Below are 23,956 nucleotides of genomic sequence, written 5' to 3' on the forward strand. Positions count from 1 at the left end.
GTGTCAAGCCGCGGCGAGCACGACCATCGACACCACCAACGGCGGCAGGCCGGCCACGGCCTCTTCGGCCTCGCGGCGCACGCGCGCCCGCACGTCCGGCGGCAGCGCGGCGACGTAGGGCGCCGTGTGGGCCATCCCGAACCGCCAGTCGACCAGGTCTGCCGGGGTGTCCATGCCGGTCGCGACGTCGGCGATCCTCGCCTCGGCGCGGTCGTAGCCGGCCGCACGGGCGAACTGCTCCAGCCCGGCCGCACCCAGCTCCCAGGTGCTGCCGGCCTTGAACGTCCGGTACCACGCGGGCGGCTCGAACCCGTCGCGCGCCAGTACCGCCTCGATGGCCTCCTTGCACGGGTGGTCCCACTCGGGCGCGAACACGGTGGCGAGCAGGGCACCGGCCACCCGGCGCAGCTCGACCATGGCCGCCATGGGGTCCTCGAAGTGGTTGAGCGAGAAGCCGGCCGCCGCGAGGTCGAAGGCCCGGTCGGGGAACGGCAGCCGGGTCAGGTCACCGACGGCGGAGAGCGCCGGCGGCCGCGGCAGCATGCCGTGGGCGAGATCCACCGCGACGACCGAGCCAGCACCTCGTCGCCGGAGCGCCTCGCCGGCGACCTCGGTGCCGGCGCCGGCGTCGAGCACCCGCGCCCCCTCGAGATCGACCGGCGCGTGGTCGGCCATCGCCTCGGAGAGCCGCGCGTACATCCGCTCGGGTCCGGTCCGCCAGAGAGCGGCCGCGGCGTCGTACGCCGCACCGATGTCGTCCACCGGCTCAGGATGCCACCACCAGGTGCGCGTGCTCGGTGACCCGCGCCTCCCACCAGGCCAGCTCGTCGTCGTACCCGCCGAGCGCCTTCTCCCAACCGAACTGCACCATCGCCCCGACCAGGCACAGCCCCAGCTGCCGCTCCCACCACGCCCCGGTGTCGACGCCGTGGCTCTCGAGCGCGGCGCGATAGGTCTCCACCGCCCGCTCCTTGGTGGCCGGCAGTCGGCGGCAGTTGATCGCGAGGTACCACGCCAGGTCGCTCAGCGGCGCTCCTTCCCCCGGCAGCTCCCAGTCGAGCAGCACGGTGCGCCGGCGGTCGTCGATGCCGAGGTTGTCGAGCTTCCAGTTGCCGTGGACGAAGGTGGACGGCGTCGCCGCGAGGGCGTCGACGAGGGGCGTGGGGTCGTGGACGAGGGGTACGACGACGCCGGCCAGCGCCGGCGCGACCTCCTCCAGCAGCGGCCACCCCTGCGCCACCAGGCGCGGCACCAGGTGGTCGGACCCGAGTGCCGCCTCGGCCTCCGCCATCCGCGGCGACAGCTCGAGGTAGCGGTCGGTCGGGGTAACGATCCTCGGCGCCTTCTCCCAGAACGCTGCGTGCAGCGCGGCCATGTGGTCGAGGAGCAGGTCCTGCTGGTCGGCCGTGATCGGGTCGTCGGTGACAGGGACCAGGTGCTCCCCCACGTCCCGCATCAGCAGCGCCGACCGGGTGGGTCGGTGCGCGTCGTACGCCACTGCGACGATCGGCTGGTTGAAGCAGTCCGGCAGGTCGTCGAGGACCCCCTGCCGCCACAGCTCGACCGACGCGCTGCCAGGGATGCCCGCCGCCCGGAGCGTCCAGTCGCCCTCGCTGTCGAGGTGCTTCAGCACGTACGACGCCCCGTCGATCGTCACCCGCTCCAGCACCGCCCCCGACTTCCCCGGCCCGTCGAGCGGCTCGCGACTGGTCGCGCCGGCGACCAACGCATCGACGGAGGCGAGCACAGGGCGGCGATCGGGCATGGCTTCTCCTCGGGCTGCTCCATCGTGGCACTCCCGAGCATCCCGTGGCCGGGTTGCAGGCGGATTGCAGCCGCTCCCGGCCGTCGAGCAGCCCTCGCCTCGGTCGTCGAGCAGCCCGCTTTGGTCGTCGAGTAGCGCCGAGCGCTCTGCGCGAGGCGCGTATCGAGACGCCGCAACCCGCACGCCGACCGCAACCACAGCGAAAGGCGTCTCGATACGCCCTCGCCTGGCGGCTCGGGCTACTCGACGACCGAAAGCGGCTCGGGCTACTCGACGACCGAAAGCGGCGCGGGCTACTCGACGACCGAAGGATCGCCCGCGGGGCCGGATGAACTCCTACATCTCCGGCGCACCCAGGTACACCGACTTGAGCTCGGTGTACTGGGCCAGGCCCTCGGGGCCGAACTCCCGGCCGACACCGGAGGCCTTGTAGCCGCCGAAGGGGGCGGCGAAGTCCATCGTGTAGGTGTTGACGCCGATGGTGCCGGTGCGGATCCGTCGGGCCACGTCGGTGCCGGCCGCCTCGTCGGCGGTCCAGACGGTGCCGGCGAGGCCGTACTCGGAGTCGTTGGCGATCCGGACGGCGTCGTCGACGTCGTCGTACGGAATCACCGAGAGCACCGGGCCGAAGATCTCCTCCTGGGCGATGCGCATCCGGTTGTCGACGCCGGCGAAGACCGTCGGCCGGACGTACCAGCCCGTCGAGAGGCCGTCGGGCATGCCGAGACCACCGGTGACGAGCTGAGCGCCCTCCTCCTGGCCGAGCGCGATGTACTTCTCGACGCGTTCCTGCTGGCGCTGGGCGACCATCGGGCCGACCTCGGTGGCGGGGTCCATCGGGTCGCCGACCTTCATGCCTGAGACGGTCTCGGCAAGGGCGGCGGCGAACGAGTCGTGCCGGTCCCGGCTGACGAGGACCCGGGTCTGGGCGACGCAGGCCTGCCCGGAGTTCATGACGCCGATGAACTTCAGGCCCTCGAGCGTGGTGGCGAGGTCGGCGTCGTCGAGGACGATCGCCGCGGACTTGCCGCCGAGCTCGAGCGAGCAGCGCTTGAGCTGCTCGCCGCAGATCGCGCCGATCCGGCGGCCGGCGGCGGTGGAGCCGGTGAAGGCGACCTTGTCGACACCGGGGTGCGAGACCAGGTGCTCGCCGACCTCGCGGCCGGCGGCGACGATGCTGACGACGCCCTCGGGGACGCCGGCCTCCTGCAGCAGCTCGGCGAGCAGGTAGCAGTCCAGCGGCGACTCGGGGGCCGGCTTCACGACGACCGTGCAGCCGGCGAGCAGCGCCGGCACCAGCTTGGACATCACCGTGAATTGCGGGACGTTCCACGGCGGGATGGCGGCGACGACGCCGATCGGCTCGTGCCGCACCATCACGTCGGAGCCGAGCACGCCCGGCCGCATCGACTCCCACGGGAACTCGCGGGCGATGCCGAGGAACGCCTCGATCTGCATCCACGGCGCCGGCGCCTGCGCGAGGTTGCTGAAGGAGATTGGCGAGCCCATCTCGGTCGAGATGATCTCCGCCATCTCGCCGAGCTTGGCGGCGTACAACCCCGACAGGTTCTGTACGACGTCGATGCGCTCCGCGGGACTCATCCGCGGCCACGGGCCCTCGTCGAACGCTTTCCGCGCCGCTGCGACCGCCGCGTCGATGTCGGCGGTCGAGCCTTCGGGCACGCGCGCCACCACCTGCTCGGTGTGCGGGGAGACCACCTCCAGGACGGAGTCGGTGGCGGGCTTGGACCAAGCACCACCGATGAACAGTGCGTCGCGGTCGAGAGTCATGGGGAATTTCCTTCCAGGTGCCGGGGTCTCGATACGTCCTCGCCCACCGGCTCGGACTACGCGACCACCGAGAACGGTCAGGGGGCGAGGTCGAACCAGTCGGTGAAGCCGCTGGGGTCGTGCCGGCCGAGGGCGCCGTGCTCGAAGAGCCCCCAGCCCTCCGCACCGTCGGCGCCGGGGCCGTGGGCGATCGCGTGCCCGACGTGGTCGATCACGCCGAACATGACCCGGCCGGCGACGGCCGGGTCGTTCATGTCGTAGGTCAACCGCTCGGTGAAGCCGGGCCCCTTCCACATGCCGTGCGTCCAGTCGGAGTCACCGCCGTAGCCGCCGCCGACGTGGATCGGCACCGGCAGCTTCGAGGTCACCTCGAGCACGAGGTCCTTGCCCTCGGGCGTCTGGCAGGTGATGGTCGCGCCGGTCGGCACCCGGGTGCCCGAGGCGTAGTGGATCTCCGCGCGCGGCCAGCCGAGCTGCTCGACCCGGCCGTCCTTCCAGATGCGCGTGCAGTCGTTGAGGGTGCGGTAGCCGTCCGGCGTCTCCTGGATGATGAGCACGATGCCGAAGTCGTCGAACCGCATCGGCACGTAGAGCCACCACATGCCCTCGAACGCCGGGTCCGCCGGCTTGCCGGCCGGAGCGGCCTCGCCGACCGGACGGATGCCCCACGACCGGTCCCGCGAGCCGACCCACCGGTCGGGAGCGACCGCGATGTCCTCGCCGTCGACCGAGATCGTGCCCTCCCACGTGCCGACCTGGGCGAACCGCTGGGCGTCGAGGATCGTGCTCGCGCCCTGCCGCATCACGTGCGGCAGCTCCTGCACGACGTCGAAGGAGCCCTCCCAGGTCAGGTCGAGCGCCATTCCGTGGGTCTCCTCGAGCACCAGCCGCAGCTTGCGCAGCGGCTCGACCACCTCCACCCGGTACGCACCGACCCGCTGGTCCATCCGGTCGGCGCCCCGCGGGTCGGCGGCGTCGCCGAGGTGGACGGCGGTCTGCTCGTCGCCGCGCCGCAGCAGGACGAACGCGTCCTTGGTGCCGAGGTTCGGGTAGAAGCCGAGGCCGGTGATGAGGAACAGGTCGCCGGTGCGGTCGTGGGCGTTGAGGTAGCAGCGGTCGTAGAAGTTGCGGTCGCTGCTGCCGGCCCAGGCGACGGGGCGGGGCAGCTGGTGGATCGGGTACTCGTCGAGCGGCCCGAGGCCGACGTACTCCCCGTGCAGGCCGTGGTTCATGCGCCGACCTCCTCGAGCAGCCGCACGAACAGCGGCCGGTGGTGCATCACGGACTCCGGGTCGTCCGGCCGCTCGATCTCTCCGAAGTGGATCTGCCGGGCGCTGGTGCGGAGGAAGACGATGCCCCAGATCACGCCGGCGAGGACCTGGTACCAGGCCAGGTCGCCGACCTCGACCCCGCTGAGCTCCTGGTAGGTGGCCACCACGTCCTCGGGCCTGAGGAAGTCCGGCATTCCGGGCAGCTCGAAGGCCGAGGCGATCTCCTGGAAGACGGCGTGGGCGAACACCAGCCAGGCCAGGTCCAGCTCCCGCGGCCCGAGCGTGGCCATCTCCCAGTCGAGCACGGCAACCGGCTCGAAGTCGCGGTACATGATGTTGCCGATCCGCGAGTCGCCCCACACGAGCACGGCCGCGTCCTCGTCCGGCTGGTTGGCCTCGAGCCACGCCAGCGCCCGCTCGATGAGAGGCGAGCGCGGGCTGCCACCGGCCGCGTTGATCGCGTAGTCGTACCAGGCGCGGGTCTTCGCGACGTTGCGCGCGAGCGCCGTGGTGCCTTCGTGACCGGTTACGGCAGGGTCGAGGAACGCGAACGTGGTCCCGGCGTCCGGGATCCCGTGCAGCTTGGCCAGCACCTCGATCGTGCTGCGCTGCAGCCTGGCCTGCTGCTCGGCCGGCGCGTCGTAGAGCCAGTTGTCGCCGAACGGGTAGGGCATCACGTCCGGAGGTACGGCGCCCTCGAGCCGGTCCATCAGGAAGAACGGGGTGCCGAGCACCTCCCCCGTCGGCTCGATCAGCCCGACCGGCGGGACCGGGATGCCGGCCAGCTCACCGGCCAGCCGCATCGCGTCGTACTGGTCCTGGAGCCGGTAGGCCGGGAAGACCGGCATGTCCTCGGCGGCCGGGGCGACGCGGGCGACGTACTCCTTCGCCGCGCGCTCCCCGTCGGCACCGGTCGTCGTGATCGCCAGGAGCACGGTCTCGCTGGACATGCCGTTGGTCTGGATGCCCTCGTGCAGGGTGACCGCCGGGTCGGAGCCCTCGGGCAGCACCGTCGCCAGCCACTCCTCCAGCCTGGCCCGGACCTGGTCCGGGTCGCGGCTGGAGCGCTGCAGGGTCATCTCGGTCGGCGGCGTTGCCTGCGACATCGGTTCCTCCGGGGATCGTGCGCGACCGCGGCCGCGTCTTCGGTCAAACTAGAACACGTTCTAGAGGTTCTCAACTGTGCTTCCGAGAAAGCGGGCCGAGTAGTCCGTGAACCGCCGGCGGAGGGCTTCGGGATCGAGCCCCACGTCCTCCGGGCGGTAGTCGACGGTGCCGAGGTGGCCCCGCGCATGACCGGCGAGGTACGACGCCGCGCCCGCCCGCGCCGCAGGGGTGAGCTCCTCCCCGGCGAGCGCCAGCACCCGCTCGAGCGCACCTTCCTGGTCGCCGAGGAGCACGTCGAACGGCAGGTCCAGCGAGCTCTCCGCCCCGAGCACGTCGCGGTCGCGGAGCAGCGCGTCGAGCATCAGTCCGAGCCGGTCCGCCCATCGCCGTCCGGTCGCGTGGGGGTCGAGCGGCGGCTCGCGGAACATCCGCTCGGTGTAGGCCACCATCGTCGCGAGCGAGGTGACGACGTGGGCGGGGTCGCGGTGCGTGACCACCACCGTCGCACCCGGGAACACCTCGGCCAGCACCGGCAGCTGCTCGAGGTGCTGCGGCGACTTCAGCAGCCAACGCCGGCCGCCACGCAGGTGCTGGAGCGCTTGCAGCTGCAGCCGCAGGTAGGCGTAGTGCGGCACCTGGCTGTGGGCGACGTAGTGGTCGCCCCAGCGCGGCACCTCGGTGAGCGTCTCGAAGAACATCGTCGAGAAGTCGTTGGCGAGCAGCGCGATCTCCTCGTGCGCGTGCTCGGGGCTCTCCATCTCGTGCATCAGCGTCAGGTGCGGCACGGTCGTGTGCAGGGCCTCGAGCGAGGCGATCGTGCGGCCGATCCTCGGGTCGGGCTCGACCTCGCGCTCACCGGGGAGCGGGAACGGCTCGAGGCTCTCCCAGTAGGGCAGCGTCCGGAACAGCCCGGTCGCGGCCAGCAGCTGCTGGAGGTGGGTCGTGCCGGTGCGGGGCAGCCCGGCGATCACCAGCGGCGGCACCAGCTCGACGTCGAGGACCTCCGGCTCGCGCCGGAGCAGGTCGGTGAGCAGCAACCGGTTCTTCAGCAGCTGGACCAGCTGGGCGTGGAGACCGACCTGGCCGGCTGCCGAGAGGCCCGGCACCGACCGGTAGCAGTCGAGCAGCAGGTCCAGCCGCTCGCGGTAGTCCTGCGGGCCGAAGTCGTCGAGTCCCAGCTCGGCCGAGGCCTGCACGTGCATCCTCGCGCTGTCCAGCGGGCAGAGCTCGGCGACCTGCGCCATCGCCGCCAGCAGCTCCTGGCCCGCGGGGCCGAAACGGGGCTCGGCCAGGTCGTCCAGCACGACCCGCACTCCGGCACCCTGTCCCCGCATGCGCGATTACGTTACCCTCGGTCACGAAATAGCGGAAGGCCCGATGATGCCGAGGAACGACGACGTCCAGCGCAGCGCCGGCCGGCCGCGCGACCCCCGCATCGAGCAGGCGGCGCTCGCCGCGACCCGCGAGCTGCTGGTCGAGGTCGGCTACCAGCGCCTCACCGTTGCCGCCGTCGCCGGCCGGGCAGGTACGACGAAGCCCGCCCTCTACCGTCGCTGGCCCTCGCTGCCCCACCTCGTCTACGAGGCCGCGTTCCCCGACGAGCTCCTGTCCCGGATGGATCTCGGCCACGACCTGCGCGCCGACGTCCACAGCATCGTCCTCGGCGCCCGCGACGCGTTCCTCACCCCCGAGGCCGCGGCCGCGCTGCCCGGACTGCTCGCCGAGTTCACCTCGCACCCGGCGCTGCACCAAGCGCTGCTCGCGCGCTTCGCGCCCGTCTTCACCGCCGTCGACGACCGGCTGCGCGAGGCTGTCGCCGCCGGCGAGGTCCGGTCGGACGCCCGCGCGGAGGACCTGATGCGCCTGATGATCGGGTCGGTCCTGCTCGGGGTGATGCTCGAGCCCGACGCGCTCGACGACGCCTGGGCCGACCGGATCACCACCATCCTGCTCGAAGGAGTCCGCGCATGACCGACCCGACCGTCCCGAGCAGCGCGGTCGGCCCCGCGACCGAGGCCTTCCGCGAGCTCCTCGACACGCTGCGCGACCTCGACCGCAGCTTCCTCGAGGGCGACCGCGCCGTCGCCGACGACCGCCACGTCGCCGACGGCTACCGGCAGCTCCTCACCACGCTCGGCGTCGCTCTCGACACCTACCTCTTCGTCGAGCCGAGCCGGCCGCGGTTCGTCGACGTCAACACCCCGTTCCGCCGCGACCGCCGCTGGGGCGGCGACAACACCGACGCCTACTACGCGCTGTGCACCGTCGACCCGACCCGCCGCTACCGCATCAGCGGCAACCGCGGCGACAGCGTCTACTTCTCCGTCACCGCCTACAACGAGCCGGCGCCGGGCGCCTGGTCGGACAAGGTGGTCGCGATCATCAACGACACCGACCTGGAGTACGACGCCGACGGTGGCTTCAGCTTCGACCTCGGTCCACTCCCGGAGGTCGCCGTCCTCCTCGCCCGCGACTACCAGGCCGACCCGCTGACCGGACGCCGCATCGACTGGCAGATCGAGGCGTACGACGAGCCCGATCCCATCCAGCACGGGTCGGAGGAGACCGCGGCCGCACTCCGCGCGAGTGCGGCCTGGCTGCGGACGATGTTCGCCATCATCCCGCTCACCGTCGGCGTGCGCAGCGACGACGCCCACACGATCGGCCACGAGACGCCCCAGCTCGCGAACGACTTCGGGGAGCCCTACCAGGTGGGCGACGCCAACTTCGGCTGGTCGGCCCGCGACGCGTCGTACTCCTTCGGCAGCTTCGTGCTGGAGGACGACGAGGCGCTGGTCATCACCTCCCGCCCGCCGCGCTGCCGGTTCTGGAACTTCGTGGTCTGGAACCAGTTCATGGCGACCCACGACGCCGGCGACGACCGGTGCTCGGTCAACGGCACCCAGGCCGTGCCGAACGCCGACGGCACCGTGACGATCGTGGTGGCGCGGCGCCGGCTCGATCATCCCAACGCGGTGTCGACCGTCGGCTACCCGCGCGGCAACCTGGCGTTCCGCTGGTTCCTCGCCGACGGGGTGCCGGCCAAGCCGGAGGTCCGGCTGGTGGGGGCGGCCGACGCGCCCGTCGCGGTGTCCTAGTCTCGGCCCCATGAGCGACCTCGAGGGCTGGACCCGCAGCGAGTTCACCGCCGACGGCGTGACCCACGGGACCTACCGGAGGGGCGAGGGTCCCGGCGTGATCGTCATCCACGAGATCCCGGGCATCACCCCGCAGGTGCGGGCGTTCGCCGAGGAGGTCGTCGAGCAGGGGCACACCGTGGTGATGCCGCACCTGTTCGGCACGCCGGGAGCGAAGGTCGGGCCCCGCTCCATGGCGCAGGCCGCGAAGCAGATCTGCGTCAGCCGCGAGTTCCTCCGTCTCGCCACCGGTACGACGACGCCGGTCGCCACCTGGCTGCGTGCGCTGGCCAAGGACCTGCACGCCGAGCTGGGCGGGCCGGGTGTCGGCGCAGTCGGCATGTGCTTCACCGGCGGCTACGCGCTCGCGATGCTGGCGGGCGCGCCGATCGCGGCGCCCGTGCTGGCACAGCCGTCGGCGCCGTTCGCGGTGACGCCGGGCCGCGGGCGCGACCTCGGGCTGAGCCCTGCCGACCTCGACTCGGTCAAGGACAAGGTCAGCGCCGGCTGCCAGGTCCTCGGCCTGCGCTACCAGAACGACCTCGCCGTCGGCCGCCGTTTCGACACCCTCCGCGAGGAGCTCGGCGACAACTTCATCGCCGTCGAGTTCCCCGGCATCAAGCACTCGACGCTGACCCTGCACCGCCAGCAGGAGGCGGTCGACGCGGTGCTGGCCTTCTTCAAGGAGAAGCTGGCGGTCTGAGCCCGCTCACTCCGGGGAGCGGCAGGACGGGTGCAGCTGCGGCCCGGAGACCCCGCAGTGCGTGCAGCTCTCGACGTGCACCCGCTGGTCGTCCTCCTCGGCGGCGAGCGGCTTCCGGATGAACAGCGCCGCCAGTGCGGCGCCGGCGACCATGAGACCGGCGCTGATCACCATCGCCGTGCCGTAGCCGTCGTCGAAGGCGACCGGGTCGGTGTAGTCGGCCCCGGCGATCCCGGCGGCCACGGGGACGACCGCCACCGCGAGCAGCCCCGCGGTGCGGGCGACCGCGTTGTTGACGCCCGACGCGATGCCGGCGTGCCGGTCCTCGGCCGAGTCCAGGACGGTCGCGGTCAGCGGCGCGACCATCAGCGCGAGCCCGGACCCGAACAGCACGACCGGCGCCAGCACGTCGACGCCGTACGACGCGTCCGCGCCGACCGTGCTCAGCCACAGGATGCCGCCCGCGGACAGCAGCGGCCCGAGCGTCATCGGCAGCCGGGGCCCGATCCGCTGCGCCAGCGCGCCCGCGCGCGAGGAGAAGGCGAGCATGATGAGCGTGACCGGCAGCATCGCCGACCCGGCGAGGATCGGAGACCACCCGGCGACCACCTGCAGCTGCAGCACGAGCAGCACGAAGATCACGCCGAGCGCGGCGTACACGAGGAACGTCACGACGTTGGCCGCACTGAACTGCGCGTTGCGGAACAGCTCCAGCGGCACCAGCGGCGAACGCGACCTCGCCTCGACGACCACGAACGCGACCAGCGCCGCCAGACCGGCACCGACGATCGTGAGGACCGGCGCGGAGAACCCGTCGTCGCCGGCGCGGGTGAGCCCGAAGGTCAACGCACCGAGCCCGCCTGCGGCGAGCGCGGTGCCCAGCACGTCGAGCCGGCCCGCCGCGTCGGGGTCGCGGCTCTCGGGCACGTGCTTCGCTGCGACCGCGACGATCACGACGGCGACCGGCACGTTGACGAGGAACACCAGCCGCCAGTGCCACTCCACCAGCCAGCCGCCGACCAGCGGGCCGATCGCGGCGGCGATGCCGCCCAGGCCCGACCACGCCCCGACCGCTGCCGACCGGTCCTCGGCGTGGAACGACGCGGCGATGATCGCCAGGCTGCCCGGCGTCAGCAGCGCGCCGCCGACGCCCTGGAGACCACGCGCTGCGATCAGGGTGTCGATGTCCGGCGCGATGCCGCACAGCAGCGACGCGAGCGCGAACCACACGACGCCGATGACGAAGATCCGCCGGCGGCCGAACCGGTCACCCAGCGACCCGCCCAGCAGGATCAGGGCGGCCAAGGTGAGCGTGTAGGCGTTGATCGTCCACTGCAGGCCGGCGAACCCGGCGTCGAGGTCCTCGCCGATCCGTCCGAGCGCGACGTTGACCACGGTGGCGTCGAGCATTGCCAGGCCGGAGCCCAGCACCGTCGTCAGGAGCACCCACCGGCCGCGGGCGCTGCCCATCCGGAGGGCGGCCTCACCTGCGGCGGCGGTGGTCATTCCGCCACGATCTCGATCCGCTGGAACTCCTTGAGCTCGGTGTAGCCGGTGGTGGCCATCGCGCGCTTGAGCGCGCCGACCAGGTTCATCGTGCCGTCGGCGACCCGGCTGGGCCCGAAGAGGATCTCCTCGATCGTGCCGATCTGCTCGAACTGCACCCGCTGGCCGCGCGGCAGCGCCGGGTGGTGCGCCTCCGCGCCCCAGTGGAAGCCGCGCCCCGGTGCGTCGGTCGCGCGGGCGAACGGCGAGCCCACCATCGCGGCGTCCGCGCCGCAGGCGATGGCCTTGGCGAGGTCACCGGAGCGGCCGATCGAGCCGTCGGCGATGACGTGGACGTAGCGGCCGCCGGACTCGTCCAGGTAGTCGCGGCGGGCGGCGGCGACGTCGGCGACCGCCGAGGCCATCGGCACGGCGACGCCGAGCACGGAGCGGGTCGTGTGGGCAGCGCCCCCGCCGAACCCGACGAGCACGCCCGCGGCTCCGGTGCGCATCAGGTGCAGCGCGGCCTGGTAGGTCGCGCAACCGCCGACGATGACCGGCACGTCGAGCTCGTAGATGAACTCCTTGAGGTTCAGCGGCTCGGCCTGGCTCGAGACGTGCTCGGCGCTGACCGTCGTGCCGCGGATGACGAACAGGTCGACACCGGCGTCGGTGACGACCTTGGCGAACTCCTTGGTGCGCTGCGGCGACAGGGAGCCCGCGACGGTGACGCCGGCCTCGCGGACCTGGCGCAGCCGCTCGGTGATGAGCTCGGGCTTGATCGGCTCGGCGTAGATCTCCTGGAGCCGGCGGGTGGCCGCGTCACCCTCGAGACCGGCGACCTCCTCCAGCAGCGGGTCGGGGTCGCTGTAGCGGGTCCAGATGCCCTCGAGGTTGAGCACGCCGAGCCCGCCGTACTGACCGAACGCGATGGCGGTCGACGGCGACATCACCGAGTCCATCGGCGCCGCCAGGATCGGCAGCGAGAAGCGGTAGGCGTCGATCTGCCACGCGACGCTGACCTCCTCGGGATCGCGAGTGCGCCGGGACGGCACGATCGCGATGTCGTCGAAGGAGTAGGCCCGGCGGGCCCGCTTGGCCCGGCCGATCTCGATGTCGGTCACTGCGGCAGTCTAGGACGCCCGCTCCCGACGATGGATTCGTGAGGGCGCGGTGGGCAGACTCGGACCCACCATGAACCAGCTCGTCCTGCCCCCGCACCTCGCGCCGCTCCTCGACGACCGGCCGTTCCTGGACGTGATCGGCATGGCCGACCCCTGGGCCTACCCCGACCGCTGGCTGGAGGAGACGCAGCAGGCGTTGCGGGCGATCATCGAGCGGGTGCCGGCCTCCCGCTTCGGCGAGGCGGGGTCGCCGTACGGCCCGGGACACCCCAACACGGTGCCCTTCACCTGGTCCGCGATCACCTACCTCCCCGCGCCGGCTCCGGTGTGGGTCGGCGAGCCCACCGAGCTCGGGCAGACACTGCTCGAGCCCTACTACCAGCCCGAGCGGCTCAACCCGCCGGCCGTCGTGCTCACCTACGCCGCCCGCCGCTGGGACTGGCTCGCGGACCTCGCCTACTTCGCCCGCGAGCAGGGAGCGGACGCCGTCCGTGAGGCGCTCGGCGTCTCGGCCGAGATCTGCGACGTCCTCGCCACCTCCCCGCTCCACCGGGAGCGCGCCGTCGCCGGGGCGCGGGTGCTCCGCCGGGCCGAGGCCGACGACGCGCTCGTCGCCGCGATCGCGGCACCTCGCTGGGCCGAGGTCGACCAGCGCTGGCAGCAGGACCGCACGTTGGTGACCGACGAGGACGCCGCCGTGCTCCCCGAGCTGCGCGGGTGGTCGTCGCTCATGGCCTGGAGCCTGAGCGGGCTGGAGGTCGCGCACGACCATCTGACGGCCCGGGTGGGTGCCGCCGAGCCGTTCGTCGAGCTGCTGGCGTCGGTGGTGCTGCACCAGACCATCGACGAGCTGCCCGCGCCGGTGAGCGCCGCGCTCGGGCCGGCCCGCTTCCAGGAGCTGCGCGCGTCCGTCGACCGGCGCCGGTCCGGCTTCGACGCCGCCGACTGGGTGGGCGACAACCGCGGCTGGCTGGCACGCGCCATGGTGCGTGGCGAGGTCGACGCCGCCCGGATCTGGTTGGCGATGGCGACCCACGTCGCCTCCTTCACCGTCCGCCTCGGCAACCCCGACCTCAACGCCACCTTCCCGAGCCGCTACGGGTTCTGGGAGGACCTGCGCGCTGTCTTCCGTCCGACCCCGAAGATCACCAACCCCGTGACGGCGCGCCTGCAGGCGCGGGCACCCGTCGTCGACGCGACGGACGTCCCGCCCGCCGCTGAGCGGCTGCGGGCGACAGCCGACGGCGACGTCGACGACGCGCCACCGGAGCCGGTCGAGATCGGCGACCCCCTGGGAGAGCTCGACGAGCTGATCGGTCTCGGGGCCGTCAAGGAGCAGGTGCAGCGGCTGGTGGCGGAGGTCAGGGCCGAGCAGCTGCGCCGCGAGATCGGCATGCCGCCGTCCGACCGGTCGCGACACATGGTCTTTCTCGGCAACCCCGGGACTGCGAAGACCACCGTCGCGAGGCTGCTCGCGCGGGTCTACGCGCAGCTCGGGGTGCTCGCGAACGGGCACCTGGTCGAGGTCACCCGCCAGGACCTGGTCGGCGAGTTCATCGGCCAGACCGCGCCGCGCACCACGGCGGCCTTCAACCGTGCTTCCGGCGGCGTGCTGTTCGTCGACGAGGCCTACGCGCTGGTGCCGCCCGACTCCCACCGCGACTTCGGGCACGAGGCCATCGCCACCCTGCTCAAGCTGATGGAGGACCGGCGCGAGGAGGTGGTCGTGATCGTCGCCGGTTACCCGCGCGAGATGCAGCGCTTCCTGAGCGCCAACACCGGCCTGACGTCCCGCTTCCCGACGACGATCGCGTTCCCCGACTACGCCGACGACGAGCTGGTCGCGATCTTCGAGCTGCTTCGCGACCGCGCCGGCTACACCCTCGACGAGCACCTCACCGCGCAGCTGCAACGGTTGCTCCCGCGGCCGCGGCCGGTCGGGTTCGGCAACGGCCGGTTCGTCCGCAACGTCTTCGAGGAGACCGTCGCCCGGCAGGCCCAGCGCATCGTCAGCGACGGCACCACCGTGCCCGAGGAGATCCGGATGCTGCGCTGGCAGGACCTCCCCGCGAGCGCCCCTCCCGACGACAGGAGCACCGGCACCGGGCTCTACCTCTGAGTCGCCGGGCGACGTCGTACGACGTCGTCGCGAGACCGCGCGCTACGCCCGATCCGGGGCGGGCGTTCCACATTTGGACGACAACCGATACCTTTTCTGATATGTCCCTCAGACTCCCGAGGGCTCTGCGTACCGGCATTCTCGGTCTCGTTACAGCCCTGATCGCTGCCCTTCTCACCTTCGCCGGCTTCGTCGGCCCGACTCCTGCTCATGCCGCGGCCGCGCCAGCGACGAGCGATCCCGTCTACCACGCCGTCAGCGGCGGCTCCCGCATCCAGGTCGCCGGCGCCGTCCAGTCCGGTCTCACCGCGGCCAGCTCGCTGCGCGTCGAGAACGCCCCGCGCACGGTCGACAACAAGACCGCCGACGCCAACGTCCTCAAGGGCGTGCTCGAGGCCGAGGCCATCCAGACCCGCAACTCCACCAAGAAGGTCCTCGGCGGCGTCGAGGTCACCTCCTACTCCCGGATCGCCGGCGTCAGCCTCCTCGACGGCCTGATCACCGCGAAGGCGATCGAGACCACGGCGACCGCGACGATCCGCGGCGACGACGTGTCCCGCAAGGGCCGCACCAAGTTCGTCGGCGTCAAGGTCGGCGACACCAACATCCCGCTCAACGTCCCGAAGAACACCGGGATCACGATCCCGGGCGTCATCAAGGTCGTCGTCAACGAGGTGCGCGGTCAGATCGGTGGCGACGCGCTCATCAAGTCCCAGGCGACCGGCCTGCGGATCACCCTCCTGGAGTCGCGCGACGGCCTCCGCCAGGGCGCCTCGATCGAGCTCACCCCGACGATGGCCCGGATCCTGCTGCCGGTGCCGATCGACGGCGAGCCGGCCTTCGGCTACGCCTACTCCTCGCGGGTCGCCGCCCACGTCGGCGACGAGGTCAACGTGATGTCCGCGCCGACCTCGATCGTCATCTGCCCGGCGGGCGGCACCTCCGGCGTCCCGCTGGAGAACGCCGCCGCTCGCGCGGTCCTGCCCGGCATCGTCCAGGCGCGGGGTCTCGGCAACTACGCCGACGCCACCGTCACCAGCCGCAAGACGGTCGCGAAGATGCAGGCCAAGATCGGGGCCGTCGACCTGCTCGGCGGGTTGATCACGCTCGACGCCGTGACGTCCACGGCACGGGTGGTGAAGGTCAAGGGCAAGAAGACGCGGAAGACCGGGAACGCGAAGATCGTCGGTCTGACGATCGCCGGCAACCCGGTCGACATCAGCGTCCGGAAGAACACCGTCATCAAGGTCCCCGGCCTGGTGAAGGTGGTCATCAACGAGCACACCCCGCTCAAGCGTCGTCCGTACGACGGTCTCGCGGTGCGGGCACTGCACGTGATCGCCCTGCCCGACGCGCCCGAGGACATCGCGGGCATCGACATCGAGCTCGGCGTCGCGGCGGCCTGGGTCCGGCCCTGACGCCGGCCTGAACCAGCTGAGAAGCACTGACGCCCGGGCGGACCGCCCGGGCGTCAGTGCTTCCTTCGCGTTCTCGACGGCCTGCGTCAGCCGAGGTCGAAGAGGTTCTTCTTGCCGGCCTTGTAGAGACGCTTGTCGATGACCTTCAGCGCCTCCCACTCCGGCGGCCGGTGCAGCTTGAAGATCGGCGCCGGCGAGCCGCCGACCCCGGACTCGGCCAGGATCGCGTTGGCGGCCTGGCGTCCGGACTCGTTGGCGCCCTCCATCGTCGCGAGGTCGACGTTGGTGCGGCAGAAGTCGCCGGACATGAACAGGTTGCTGATCCCGGTCCGCGCGGTCGGGCGCAGCTTCCAGGAGTTGATCGTGTTGATGAGCAGCGGCTCGTCGTTGGTGTTGGCCTGGCGGCTGGGGTCCCACGCGATCGCCGGGTCGAGGTGCCAGGAGTGCAGCACGTCGTCGGGCAGCACCGAGCGGCCGGTGTCCTCCAGCGAGGCCTTCATCTGCGCCCACGTCTCGGTGAAGATCTCCTCACGGGTGCACCGGTTGGCCGGCTTGCCGTAGACGATGCCCGGCACCGTCCAGTCGGAGATGTCGACCGAGAGGCAGTCCACCGCGTTGCCGTCGCCGTACGTCGCAGCGAAGTCGTTGGTCCAGTGCGGGGCCTGCGAGATGCCGGTGAGCGACCAGGGCGAGTCGATGAAGGCGATGTGGCCGGCGGTGATGTCGACCGGTCGCTTCAGGTAGAACTGGATGCCGTTCATCCAGTCGGTGACCAGCCCCTTCAGCCCTTCCAGGCTGGGGTCGGCGTCCAGCACCCCGGCCGAGAGCAGGGGTACGACGCGCTCGACCGGCATCGCGGAGACGAACCAGTCGGCCTCGATCGTCGACGGCCCGGTCGGCGTGGTGGCCCGGGCACCGGTGATCCGGCCCGACGCCACGGCGAGCCCGGTGATCGTCGTCCCGTTCTCGAACCGGACGCCGCGGCCGCGCAGGTAGGTGACCCAGGGGTCGATCCAGACCTCGTTGGTCGGACCGTTGAGGATCTGGTCCGGCGGCCGCCCGTTGGTGCCGACGCCGGCGAAGGAGTAGAGGAACGCCTCGGCCATGTTGCCGATCGTGCGGGTGCTGGCGATCTCCTCCTTGGCGGCGACGAGAGAGCGGGTCAGGCCGCGCGCGGCGACCGTCTGGTACTCCTTGTTGCGCTTCGACGCTCGCACGAAGTCCCACCACGACGTGCTCTCCCACTGTCCGTGCCGGCGCTCGTCGCAGCTGCTGAGGAACACCACGAGCCGGGTCGCGAAGTAGGTCGCGTCCAACGGCTTCACCATCGAGCCGCGGAGCAGCTCCCGCACGATGAACCGCTTCAGGTCGGCCGGTCGGGCGAGGTGACGGGGGTCCGGGATCAGGCCGAACAGGTTCATGTCGTTGCGGCCGCCGGACCGCGGGAACAGCGGGACGCCCGCGCTGACGAGGTTGTCGAAGACGCCGTTCTCGTTGGTGCCGAAGGGGATCCGCGCCATCGTGTCGGGGATGTGGCTGTAGAAGCCCGGGAAGAACCGGAAGCCGTGCTCACCCGGCAGCGGACGACGCCCGCCCGCGGCCGTGCCGGCCACGGGGAAGCTGCGCGCCTTGCCGCCGAGCGCCTTGCGCTCGTACACCGTCACCTCGAAGCCGCGATCGATGAGCTCGTGGGCAGCGGCCAGTCCGGCCATGCCGCCGCCGAGCACCGCGACCCGGCGGCGTTCGACCGCGAGCGCGGGCGAGATCGGCCCCACCGATGTCGCCGCGAGAGCGGCTGCTGCGGCACCTGACCCGCGCAGCACGTTGCGTCGAGAAACCGTCCCCATGTGCCTGTCCTCTTCTTCCTGGATAACCGACACTGGTGTCGGTTAGGCTGCGATTGTGTCCGACGTCACCGCCCCCGTCAACCGACCCCGACGTCGGTTGCGCGGAGCCGAGCGCCGCAGCCGGATCGAGGCTGCGGCCGTGGTCACGTTCGCCCGGCGGGGGTACGACGCGACGTCGCTCGGCGAGGTGGCGACCGCGGCCGGAGTCACCCGGACCGTGATGTACGACCACTTCCCCGACAAGCGCGCGCTGTTCCTGCACGTCATCGCCACCCAGCACGAGCTGATGCTCGGCGAGATCGCCAGCGGGATCACCAGCGACGGTGGTCCGCGGGAACGGGTGCGGGCCACGCTGGCGTCGTACCTCCGGTTCACGCACGAGCATCCCGAGGCCCGACGACTGCTGCTCGACCCGATCCCCTCCGGCGATCCCGAGCTCGACGCGGTCATCCGCGGCTTCCTCGAGGACCGCAGCCGCGCCATCAGCAGCCTGCTCGCGACCGACCTCGCCAACGCCGGCGTCGACCTCGAGTCGACCAGCCTGCCGGTGATGGTCGCGGTCGTCAGCGGCGCGGCCGACGGGCTCGCCCAGTGGTGGGCGCTGCACCCCGAGGCGCCGTTCGACGACGTCGTCGACGCCGCCGCCCGGCTGCTCTGGAACGGCCTGCCGCGCGCGGGCGACCCCTAGCGACGCAACGGGGAGAATCGTCGTGATCAGCGGCCGATCACGACGAATCTCCCCGGTGCGTCGGCCTCAGGAGCCGTGGTAGTTGGGCGCCTCGACGGTCATCTGCACGTCGTGGGGGTGGCTCTCCTTGAGCGAGGCCTGGGTGATCCGGATGAACCGGCCCTTCTCCTGCAGCTCGGGGATGGTGCGCGCGCCGACGTAGAACATCGACTGGTTGAGGCCACCGAGCAGCTGGTGCGCCACCGCTGACAGCGGGCCGCGGTAGGCGACCTGGCCCTCGACACCCTCGGGGACGATCTTGTCGTCGCTCATGACCTCGGCCTGGAAGTAGCGGTCCTTGGAGTAGGACTTCTTGCCGCGCGAGGACATCGCGCCGAGCGAGCCCATGCCGCGGTAGGCCTTGAACTGCTTGCCCTGCACGAAGATCACCTCGCCGGGCGACTCCTCGCAGCCGGCGAGCATCGAGCCGATCATCACCGACTCCGCGCCCGCGACGATCGCCTTGGCGATGTCACCGGACTGCTGGAGACCGCCGTCGGCGATCACCGGCACGCCGGCCGGCCCGGCGGCGAGGGACGCCTCGTAGACCGCGGTCACCTGCGGCACGCCGCAGCCGGTGACCACGCGGGTGGTGCAGATGGAGCCCGGGCCGAAGCCGACCTTCACCGCGTCGGCCCCCGCGTCGACGAAGGCCTGCGCCCCCTCTCGGGTGGCGACGTTGCCGCCGATGACCTGCACGTGCCGGGTGGCCGGGTCGGTCTTGAGCCGCTTGACCATGTCGAGGAGCAGGGTGACGTGGCCGTGGGCGGTGTCGGCGACGAGTACGTCGACGCCCGCCTCGATCAGCGCGGTCGCGCGCTGCCAGGCATCGCCGAAGTAGCCGATCGCGGCGCCGACCATCAGCCGGCCCTGGGCGTCCTTGGAGGCGTCGGGGAACTGCTCGGACTTCACGAAGTCCTTGACGGTGATCAGTCCGCCGAGCCGGCCCTGCTCGTCGACCAGCGGCAGCCGCTCGCGCTTGTGCTTGCGCAGCAGCGCGTTGGCCTCGTCGCGGCCGATGCCGACCGGGCCGGTGATGAGCGGCATGTGCGTCATCACCTCGTCGACCTTGGTGGTCGCCCACTCCGCGACCGGGGTGAACCGCAGGTCGCGGTTGGTGCAGATGCCGAGGAGCCGGTTGTCGGCGTCGACGACCGGGAGCCCGGAGACGCGGTACTCCCCGCAGATCCGGTCGAGGTCCTCGAGCGTCGCGTCGGGCCCGATGGTGACCGGGTTGGAGATGATCCCGGTCTGGGTGCGCTTCACCAGGTCGACCTGGTAGGCCTGCTCGTCGGCGGACAGGTTGCGGTGCAGGATGCCGATGCCGCCTTGCCGGGCCATCGCGATCGCCATCCGCGACTCGGTGACGGTGTCCATCGCGGCGCTGACGAGCGGCGCCTTGAGCGAGATCTCGCGGGTCAGCCGCGAGGTCGTGTCGATGTCGTCGGGCGCCAGGTCCGAGTGACCGGGCAGCAGCAGGACGTCGTCGTAGGTGAGACCGAGGGACGCGAACTTCTCGGGGACCTCCATGACGGAATCCTACGTGGGGTCGCGGCCTTCACCAGAACCGGGACAGACTGTGACGGTGACCCCCGACCTGCCGCCGCACGTCCTGGTCCTGTTCGGCGCGACCGGCGACCTGGCCTCCCGCAAGCTGTTCCCGGGCCTCTACCGGCTGGCTGCCGCCGGCCGGCTGCCGAAGCACCTCCTGGTCATCGGCAGCGGACGCCGCTCCCCCGGCACCGACGAGGAGTTCAGGGAGCACGTCCGGGGCGCGCTCGCCGAGTTCGTCGGGGAGGTCGACGGGGCGATCGCCGACCCGCTGCTCGAGCGGATCTCGTTCGTCCCGTCCTCGGCCGACGACGGCGCGGCGCTCGCCGAGGCGGTGCGCGAGGCCGAGGACCGACTGCTGGAGGAGGCGGACTGCCTGCTGTCCGACGTACGCCGCCTGCTCTACCTCTCGATCCCGCCGTCGGCCGTCGAGGGCACCGTGGAGATGCTGGCCAAGGAGGAGCTGGTCGACCGCGCGCGGCTGGTCGCGGAGAAGCCGTTCGGCACCGACTACGCCACCGCCCGCGCGCTCGACGTGGTGCTGCGCAACGCCTTCGAGGAGAGCCAGATCTTCCGGATCGACCACTTCCTCGGCAAGGAGGCGGTGCAGAACATCCTGGCGCTGCGGTTCGCCAACGGCCTCTTCGAGCCGGCGTGGAACCGGCACACCATCGAGTCGGTGCAGATCGACGTGCCCGAGAAGCTCACCGTCGAGGGCCGCGGCAGCTTCTACGAGGGCACCGGCTGCCTGCGCGACATGGTGACCACCCACCTGTGCCAGCTGCTCGGGTTCGTCGCGCTCGAGGACCCGCACGCCTACCGCGAGTCCGCGCTGCGGGCGGCCAAGGCCGCCGTGTTCGCTGCAGTGCGTCCGCTGGACCCGGACCGGGTCGTCTTCGGCCAGTACGACGGCTACACCGACGAGCCCGACGTCGCCCGGGACTCCGACGTCGAGACCCTCGTCGCGATCGAGATGTGGATCGACAACGACCGGTGGCGCAACGTGCCGTTCTACCTGCGCACCGGCAAGGCGATGGCGGAGGGACGGCGCACGATCACCATCCGCTTCACCGACCCGCGGCACCGGTGGCTCAAGCCCGCCGACGGCGGCGCTCCCGCGCCCAACGAGCTGGTCATCGAGCTCGGCGACCAGCCGCGGATCGCGATCGACGTGCGGGCCAAGCGCCCGGGCCCGGACATGGACATCGTCGAGGGCGTCTTCCGCCTCGACCTGGTCTGCGACGTGCCCGACTCCGACCCGCTCGAGGCCTACGAACGGCTGCTTCTCGACGTGATGCGCGGTGACCGGACGCTGTTCATCAGCTCCCACGAGGTCGAGCGGCTCTGGGAGATCTGCCAGCCGGTGCTCGACCGGCGCCCGCCCTGCCAGCCCTACGAGCAGGGCTCCTGGGGACCGCAGGACGCGATCGACCTGCCCTTGGGCGGGTGGCGGCTCGGCAACCACGAGCCGGACCGCTCGCTCAGTGGCGGGACCACTCCTCGCTCTGCGTGAGCCGGAACAGGTAGACCAACGGCGGGACGACCACGACTGCTGCGAGCCCGACGGCGACGAGCAGCGCCTGCAGCGTCGCCTCGGCCCCGCCGGCATCCACGATCCTCGTCTCGTCGACGAGCAGCCACGGGTACTGGCCCACGCCCCACCCCGAGACGACCGACGCCACCGCCACGACCGCGGGCCACCGCGCGGCGGCGTAGCGACGGGTCCACACCAGCCACAGGGTCGCCGCTCCGGCGAGCGCGGAGAGGACGACGAGCGGCGCCGCCCGCCCCGTCAGGCCGTCGCTGAGGGTCGGGGCGTCGTCGAGGATCGGCACCAGGGCGCCGAGCACCACCGCGCCCGTGACCGCGCCAACGGCCACGGCCCGGACGCGCAGGACCTCCGCGAGCTGCTGCCGGTCGCCGCGGCTGGCGTCGGCGGCGAGGAAGACCCCGGCCAGGAACGCGCACGTGCCCACCGCGATCGCTCCGCCGAACAGCGACGTCGGGTTGATCCAGGACGACCAGCGGTCCCCCGAGCCGTCGGCCGGGACCCGTCCCGACGCGATCGCACCCGCGACCGTGCCGAGGAAGAACGGCGTGAGGATCGAGGAGGCCGCGAACAGGACGCCGAAGAGCCGCGCCTGACCGAGGGTCGCGGAGAACTTGCGGAACGCGAAGCTGGCACCGCGCAGCACGATCCCGAGCAGCGCCAGCAGGAGGGGTACGACGAGCGTGGTCATCGCGGCGGCGAACGACTCGGGGAACGCGGTCCACCAGATCACGAGCACGTAGATCAGCCAGACGTGATTGGCCTCCCACACCGGCCCGATGCTGTGGTCGACCAGCGTGCGCAGCTCCGCGCCGCGCCGGGCGTCGCCGGCCGTCAGGTCGAAGAACCCGGAACCGAAGTCGGCACCGCCGAAGACGGCGTAGGCGACCACGCCGACGAACAGGGCGGCGGCCACGGCCACCTCGAGGCTCATCGGCGCTCCTCCCCTGCCGGCTCGGGCGCGTAGGGGCTGGGCAGGTCCTCCTCGCCGGCGCGCCATCGACGTGCCATCGACCGCAGCACGACCACGGCGCCGACCGTCATCCCGGCGTAGACGACTGCGGTGCTGCCGAGGAGCCACCACAACCCGGAGTAGCTCCCGGCCGCCTCGGAGGTCCGCATGAACCCGTAGACGATCCACGGCTGCCGGCCGACCTCGGTGGCGATCCAGCCGGCCTCGAGCGCGACGACGGCGAGCGGGCCGGCGACGACGCAGAACCGGAGGAACCAGCGGTTCTCCAGCAGGTCGCGCCGGCGCCAGCGCGCCGCCCAGAAGAGCAGGACGGCCAGCATGAGCAGCACGCCGATGCCGACCATCGACTGGAACGCCCAGTGGACGATGTTGATCGGCGGGTGCTCGTCGGCGGGGATGGTGTCGAGGCCGCGCACCGGCTCGGTGAAGCTGTTCTGCGCGAGCAGGGAGCCGAGGTAGGGGATGTCGATCGTGCCGCTGACCTCGCCGTCGTCGTACCAGCCGCCGATGCGCAGCGGTGACGGGCTCTCGGTGGTCTCGGCGAGCTCGAACGCGGCGAGCTTGGCCGGCTGCCGGTCGCCGAGGTTGCCGCCGAGGAGGTGGCCGACGAACGGCTGGCCGAGGGCGGCGACCGTGGCGAAGACGAACGGGACGAGGAAGCCGAGCCGGTGGTGGGCGTCGCGGCGGCCGCGCAGCATGCCGAAGGCGTACACGCCGGCGATGCTGAAGCCCACGACCATGTAGGCGGCGATCCACATGTGGCCGAATTGGAGTACCACCAGGTCGTTGAACATCGCTCGCCACGGGTCGACGTCGACCACCTCGCCGTTCTCCACCCGGAACCCGGTCGGCGCGTTCATCCAGGCGTTCACGGAGATGACGCAGAACGTGCCGACCACGCCGGCGACCGCCATCGGGACGACCATCAACAGGTGCCGCCGCGGTGGCATCCGCCCCCACCCGTAGAGGTAGATGCCGAGGAAGATCGCCTCCACGAAGAACGACAGGCCCTCGAACGCGAACGGCAGGCCGAGGACGTCGCCGTAGGTGCCCATGAGCCCGGGCCAGAGCAGGCCCATCTCGAAGCTGAGGACGGTGCCCGAGACGGCGCCGATCGCGAACAGCACTGCGGAGACCTTCGCCCACCGCTTCGCGAGCCCGAGCGCGACCTGGTCGTCGCGGCGGATGCCGCGCAGGTGCATCACGAAGATCATCGCAGGGAAGGCGACGCCGAAGCAGGCGAGCACGATGTGCCAACCGAGCGAGAGCGCCATCTGCTGGCGCGCGGGCAGCAGCCCCTCCGGATCGGTCATCACGGTCTGGAGGGCCTCGGCGATCAGCGGCGTCACCACGCCCCCGACGCTACGCCCCCGTCAGTCATGGACCACC

At 71.8% G+C, this 23,956-nt stretch carries 19 protein-coding genes; 7 read left to right on the plus strand and 12 right to left on the minus strand.

Annotated features, from left to right (window positions below; translation table 11 throughout):
• Positions 1-3 precede the first annotated feature (3 nt).
• The 6 genes from DJ010_RS03405 to DJ010_RS03430 form a co-directional block, all read right to left on the minus strand.
• A complete protein-coding gene (locus DJ010_RS03405; RefSeq protein ID WP_109692185.1) occupies positions 4-762 on the minus strand; it encodes a class I SAM-dependent methyltransferase in 759 nt (252 codons plus the stop codon).
• A 4-nt stretch (positions 763-766) separates the two neighbouring features.
• A complete protein-coding gene (locus DJ010_RS03410; protein WP_109692186.1) occupies positions 767-1,765 on the minus strand; it encodes a phosphotransferase family protein in 999 nt (332 codons plus the stop codon).
• 336 nt (positions 1,766-2,101) lie between these two features.
• Positions 2,102-3,556: an aldehyde dehydrogenase gene (locus tag DJ010_RS03415; RefSeq protein ID WP_109692187.1), complete on the minus strand. Its 1,455-nt coding sequence runs from the start codon at positions 3,554-3,556 to the stop codon at positions 2,102-2,104.
• Between the two features lie 77 nt (positions 3,557-3,633).
• Positions 3,634-4,788, minus strand: a complete 1,155-nt coding sequence (locus tag DJ010_RS03420; RefSeq protein WP_109692188.1) for an Rv3169 family protein — start codon at positions 4,786-4,788, stop codon at positions 3,634-3,636.
• Complete coding sequence (locus DJ010_RS03425) at positions 4,785-5,933, minus strand: phosphotransferase family protein (RefSeq protein WP_109692189.1); 1,149 nt, start codon at positions 5,931-5,933, stop codon at positions 4,785-4,787. The genes DJ010_RS03420 and DJ010_RS03425 overlap by 4 nt, the downstream gene beginning before the upstream one ends.
• Positions 5,934-5,993: 60 nt before the next feature.
• The gene (locus tag DJ010_RS03430; RefSeq protein WP_109692190.1) at positions 5,994-7,268 is read right to left on the minus strand and encodes a sulfotransferase family protein; all 1,275 of its coding nucleotides are present in this window, start codon (positions 7,266-7,268) and stop codon (positions 5,994-5,996) included.
• On the opposite strand from DJ010_RS03430, the gene DJ010_RS03435 reads away from it, so the two are divergent.
• Genes DJ010_RS03435 through DJ010_RS03445 form a run of 3 tightly spaced genes read left to right on the plus strand, consistent with a single transcriptional unit; the run spans position 7,267 to position 9,774 of the window.
• Positions 7,267-7,905 (plus strand): TetR/AcrR family transcriptional regulator, encoded by a 639-nt coding sequence (locus tag DJ010_RS03435; protein ID WP_211318633.1) that lies wholly within the window; start codon positions 7,267-7,269, stop codon positions 7,903-7,905. The two genes, DJ010_RS03430 and DJ010_RS03435, sit on opposite strands and share 2 nt — an antisense overlap.
• Positions 7,902-9,032, plus strand: coding sequence for a DUF1214 domain-containing protein (locus DJ010_RS03440; RefSeq protein ID WP_109692192.1), 1,131 nt, complete (start codon positions 7,902-7,904; stop codon positions 9,030-9,032). The genes DJ010_RS03435 and DJ010_RS03440 overlap by 4 nt, the downstream gene beginning before the upstream one ends.
• A gap of 10 nt (positions 9,033-9,042) precedes the next feature.
• Entirely contained in the window at positions 9,043-9,774 is a 732-nt protein-coding gene (locus DJ010_RS03445) for a dienelactone hydrolase family protein (protein ID WP_109692193.1), read from the plus strand.
• 6 nt (positions 9,775-9,780) lie between these two features.
• Here DJ010_RS03445 and DJ010_RS03450 read toward each other — a convergent pair whose 3' ends face one another.
• The gene (locus DJ010_RS03450) at positions 9,781-11,280 is read right to left on the minus strand and encodes an MFS transporter (RefSeq protein WP_109692194.1); all 1,500 of its coding nucleotides are present in this window, start codon (positions 11,278-11,280) and stop codon (positions 9,781-9,783) included.
• Entirely contained in the window at positions 11,277-12,383 is a 1,107-nt protein-coding gene (locus DJ010_RS03455) for a GuaB3 family IMP dehydrogenase-related protein (protein WP_109692195.1), read from the minus strand. The genes DJ010_RS03450 and DJ010_RS03455 overlap by 4 nt, the downstream gene beginning before the upstream one ends.
• Positions 12,384-12,453: 70 nt before the next feature.
• Here DJ010_RS03455 and DJ010_RS03460 point away from each other — a divergent pair, with 70 nt between their 5' ends.
• Both DJ010_RS03460 and DJ010_RS03465 read left to right on the plus strand, forming a co-directional pair.
• Positions 12,454-14,502, plus strand: coding sequence for an AAA family ATPase (locus DJ010_RS03460; RefSeq protein ID WP_109692196.1), 2,049 nt, complete (start codon positions 12,454-12,456; stop codon positions 14,500-14,502).
• Positions 14,503-14,603: 101 nt separating this feature from the next.
• Positions 14,604-15,920 (plus strand): choice-of-anchor P family protein, encoded by a 1,317-nt coding sequence (locus DJ010_RS03465; RefSeq protein ID WP_109692197.1) that lies wholly within the window; start codon positions 14,604-14,606, stop codon positions 15,918-15,920.
• Positions 15,921-16,006: 86 nt separating this feature from the next.
• Here the strand turns inward: DJ010_RS03465 and DJ010_RS03470 are convergent, their stop codons facing one another.
• Complete coding sequence (locus DJ010_RS03470; RefSeq protein ID WP_109692198.1) at positions 16,007-17,767, minus strand: hydroxysqualene dehydroxylase; 1,761 nt, start codon at positions 17,765-17,767, stop codon at positions 16,007-16,009.
• Positions 17,768-17,822: 55 nt separating this feature from the next.
• Between DJ010_RS03470 and DJ010_RS03475 the strand changes: the two genes are divergently transcribed.
• A complete protein-coding gene (locus tag DJ010_RS03475; RefSeq protein WP_158282915.1) occupies positions 17,823-18,455 on the plus strand; it encodes a TetR/AcrR family transcriptional regulator in 633 nt (210 codons plus the stop codon).
• 66 nt (positions 18,456-18,521) lie between these two features.
• Here the strand turns inward: DJ010_RS03475 and guaB are convergent, their stop codons facing one another.
• Positions 18,522-20,024, minus strand: a complete 1,503-nt coding sequence (guaB, locus tag DJ010_RS03480) for an IMP dehydrogenase (RefSeq protein ID WP_109692200.1) — start codon at positions 20,022-20,024, stop codon at positions 18,522-18,524.
• Positions 20,025-20,079: 55 nt separating this feature from the next.
• Here guaB and zwf point away from each other — a divergent pair, with 55 nt between their 5' ends.
• A complete protein-coding gene (gene zwf / locus DJ010_RS03485) occupies positions 20,080-21,558 on the plus strand; it encodes a glucose-6-phosphate dehydrogenase (RefSeq protein WP_109692505.1) in 1,479 nt (492 codons plus the stop codon).
• On the opposite strand, the gene DJ010_RS03490 is transcribed toward zwf, so the two are convergent.
• A complete protein-coding gene (locus DJ010_RS03490; RefSeq protein WP_109692201.1) occupies positions 21,527-22,528 on the minus strand; it encodes a cytochrome d ubiquinol oxidase subunit II in 1,002 nt (333 codons plus the stop codon). The two genes, zwf and DJ010_RS03490, sit on opposite strands and share 32 nt — an antisense overlap.
• On the minus strand, positions 22,525-23,919 hold the full coding sequence (locus tag DJ010_RS03495; protein WP_245927160.1) for a cytochrome ubiquinol oxidase subunit I: 1,395 nt from the start codon (positions 23,917-23,919) through the stop codon (positions 22,525-22,527). The genes DJ010_RS03490 and DJ010_RS03495 overlap by 4 nt, the downstream gene beginning before the upstream one ends.
• Between the last annotated feature and the right edge of the window lie 37 nt (positions 23,920-23,956).

Source organism: Nocardioides silvaticus (genome assembly GCF_003160695.1).
GTDB classification, from domain to species: Bacteria; Actinomycetota; Actinomycetes; order Propionibacteriales; family Nocardioidaceae; genus Nocardioides; species Nocardioides silvaticus.

Bases quoted from the DNA above. Each gene is read 5' to 3' on its own strand.
- DJ010_RS03410 (WP_109692186.1), bottom strand. From the start codon at position 1,765: ATGCCCGATCGCCGCCCTGTGCTCGCCTCCGTCGATGCGTTGGTCGCC.
- DJ010_RS03415 (WP_109692187.1), bottom strand. From the start codon at position 3,556: ATGACTCTCGACCGCGACGCACTGTTCATCGGTGGTGCTTGGTCCAAG.
- DJ010_RS03420 (WP_109692188.1), bottom strand. From the start codon at position 4,788: ATGAACCACGGCCTGCACGGGGAGTACGTCGGCCTCGGGCCGCTCGAC.
- DJ010_RS03425 (WP_109692189.1), bottom strand. From the start codon at position 5,933: ATGTCGCAGGCAACGCCGCCGACCGAGATGACCCTGCAGCGCTCCAGC.
- DJ010_RS03435 (WP_211318633.1), top strand. From the start codon at position 7,267: ATGCGCGATTACGTTACCCTCGGTCACGAAATAGCGGAAGGCCCGATG.
- DJ010_RS03430 (WP_109692190.1), bottom strand. From the start codon at position 7,268: ATGCGGGGACAGGGTGCCGGAGTGCGGGTCGTGCTGGACGACCTGGCC.
- DJ010_RS03440 (WP_109692192.1), top strand. From the start codon at position 7,902: ATGACCGACCCGACCGTCCCGAGCAGCGCGGTCGGCCCCGCGACCGAG.
- DJ010_RS03445 (WP_109692193.1), top strand. From the start codon at position 9,043: ATGAGCGACCTCGAGGGCTGGACCCGCAGCGAGTTCACCGCCGACGGC.
- DJ010_RS03450 (WP_109692194.1), bottom strand. From the start codon at position 11,280: ATGACCACCGCCGCCGCAGGTGAGGCCGCCCTCCGGATGGGCAGCGCC.
- DJ010_RS03460 (WP_109692196.1), top strand. From the start codon at position 12,454: ATGAACCAGCTCGTCCTGCCCCCGCACCTCGCGCCGCTCCTCGACGAC.
- DJ010_RS03465 (WP_109692197.1), top strand. From the start codon at position 14,604: ATGTCCCTCAGACTCCCGAGGGCTCTGCGTACCGGCATTCTCGGTCTC.
- DJ010_RS03470 (WP_109692198.1), bottom strand. From the start codon at position 17,767: ATGGGGACGGTTTCTCGACGCAACGTGCTGCGCGGGTCAGGTGCCGCA.
- guaB (WP_109692200.1), bottom strand. From the start codon at position 20,024: ATGGAGGTCCCCGAGAAGTTCGCGTCCCTCGGTCTCACCTACGACGAC.
- DJ010_RS03490 (WP_109692201.1), bottom strand. From the start codon at position 22,528: ATGAGCCTCGAGGTGGCCGTGGCCGCCGCCCTGTTCGTCGGCGTGGTC.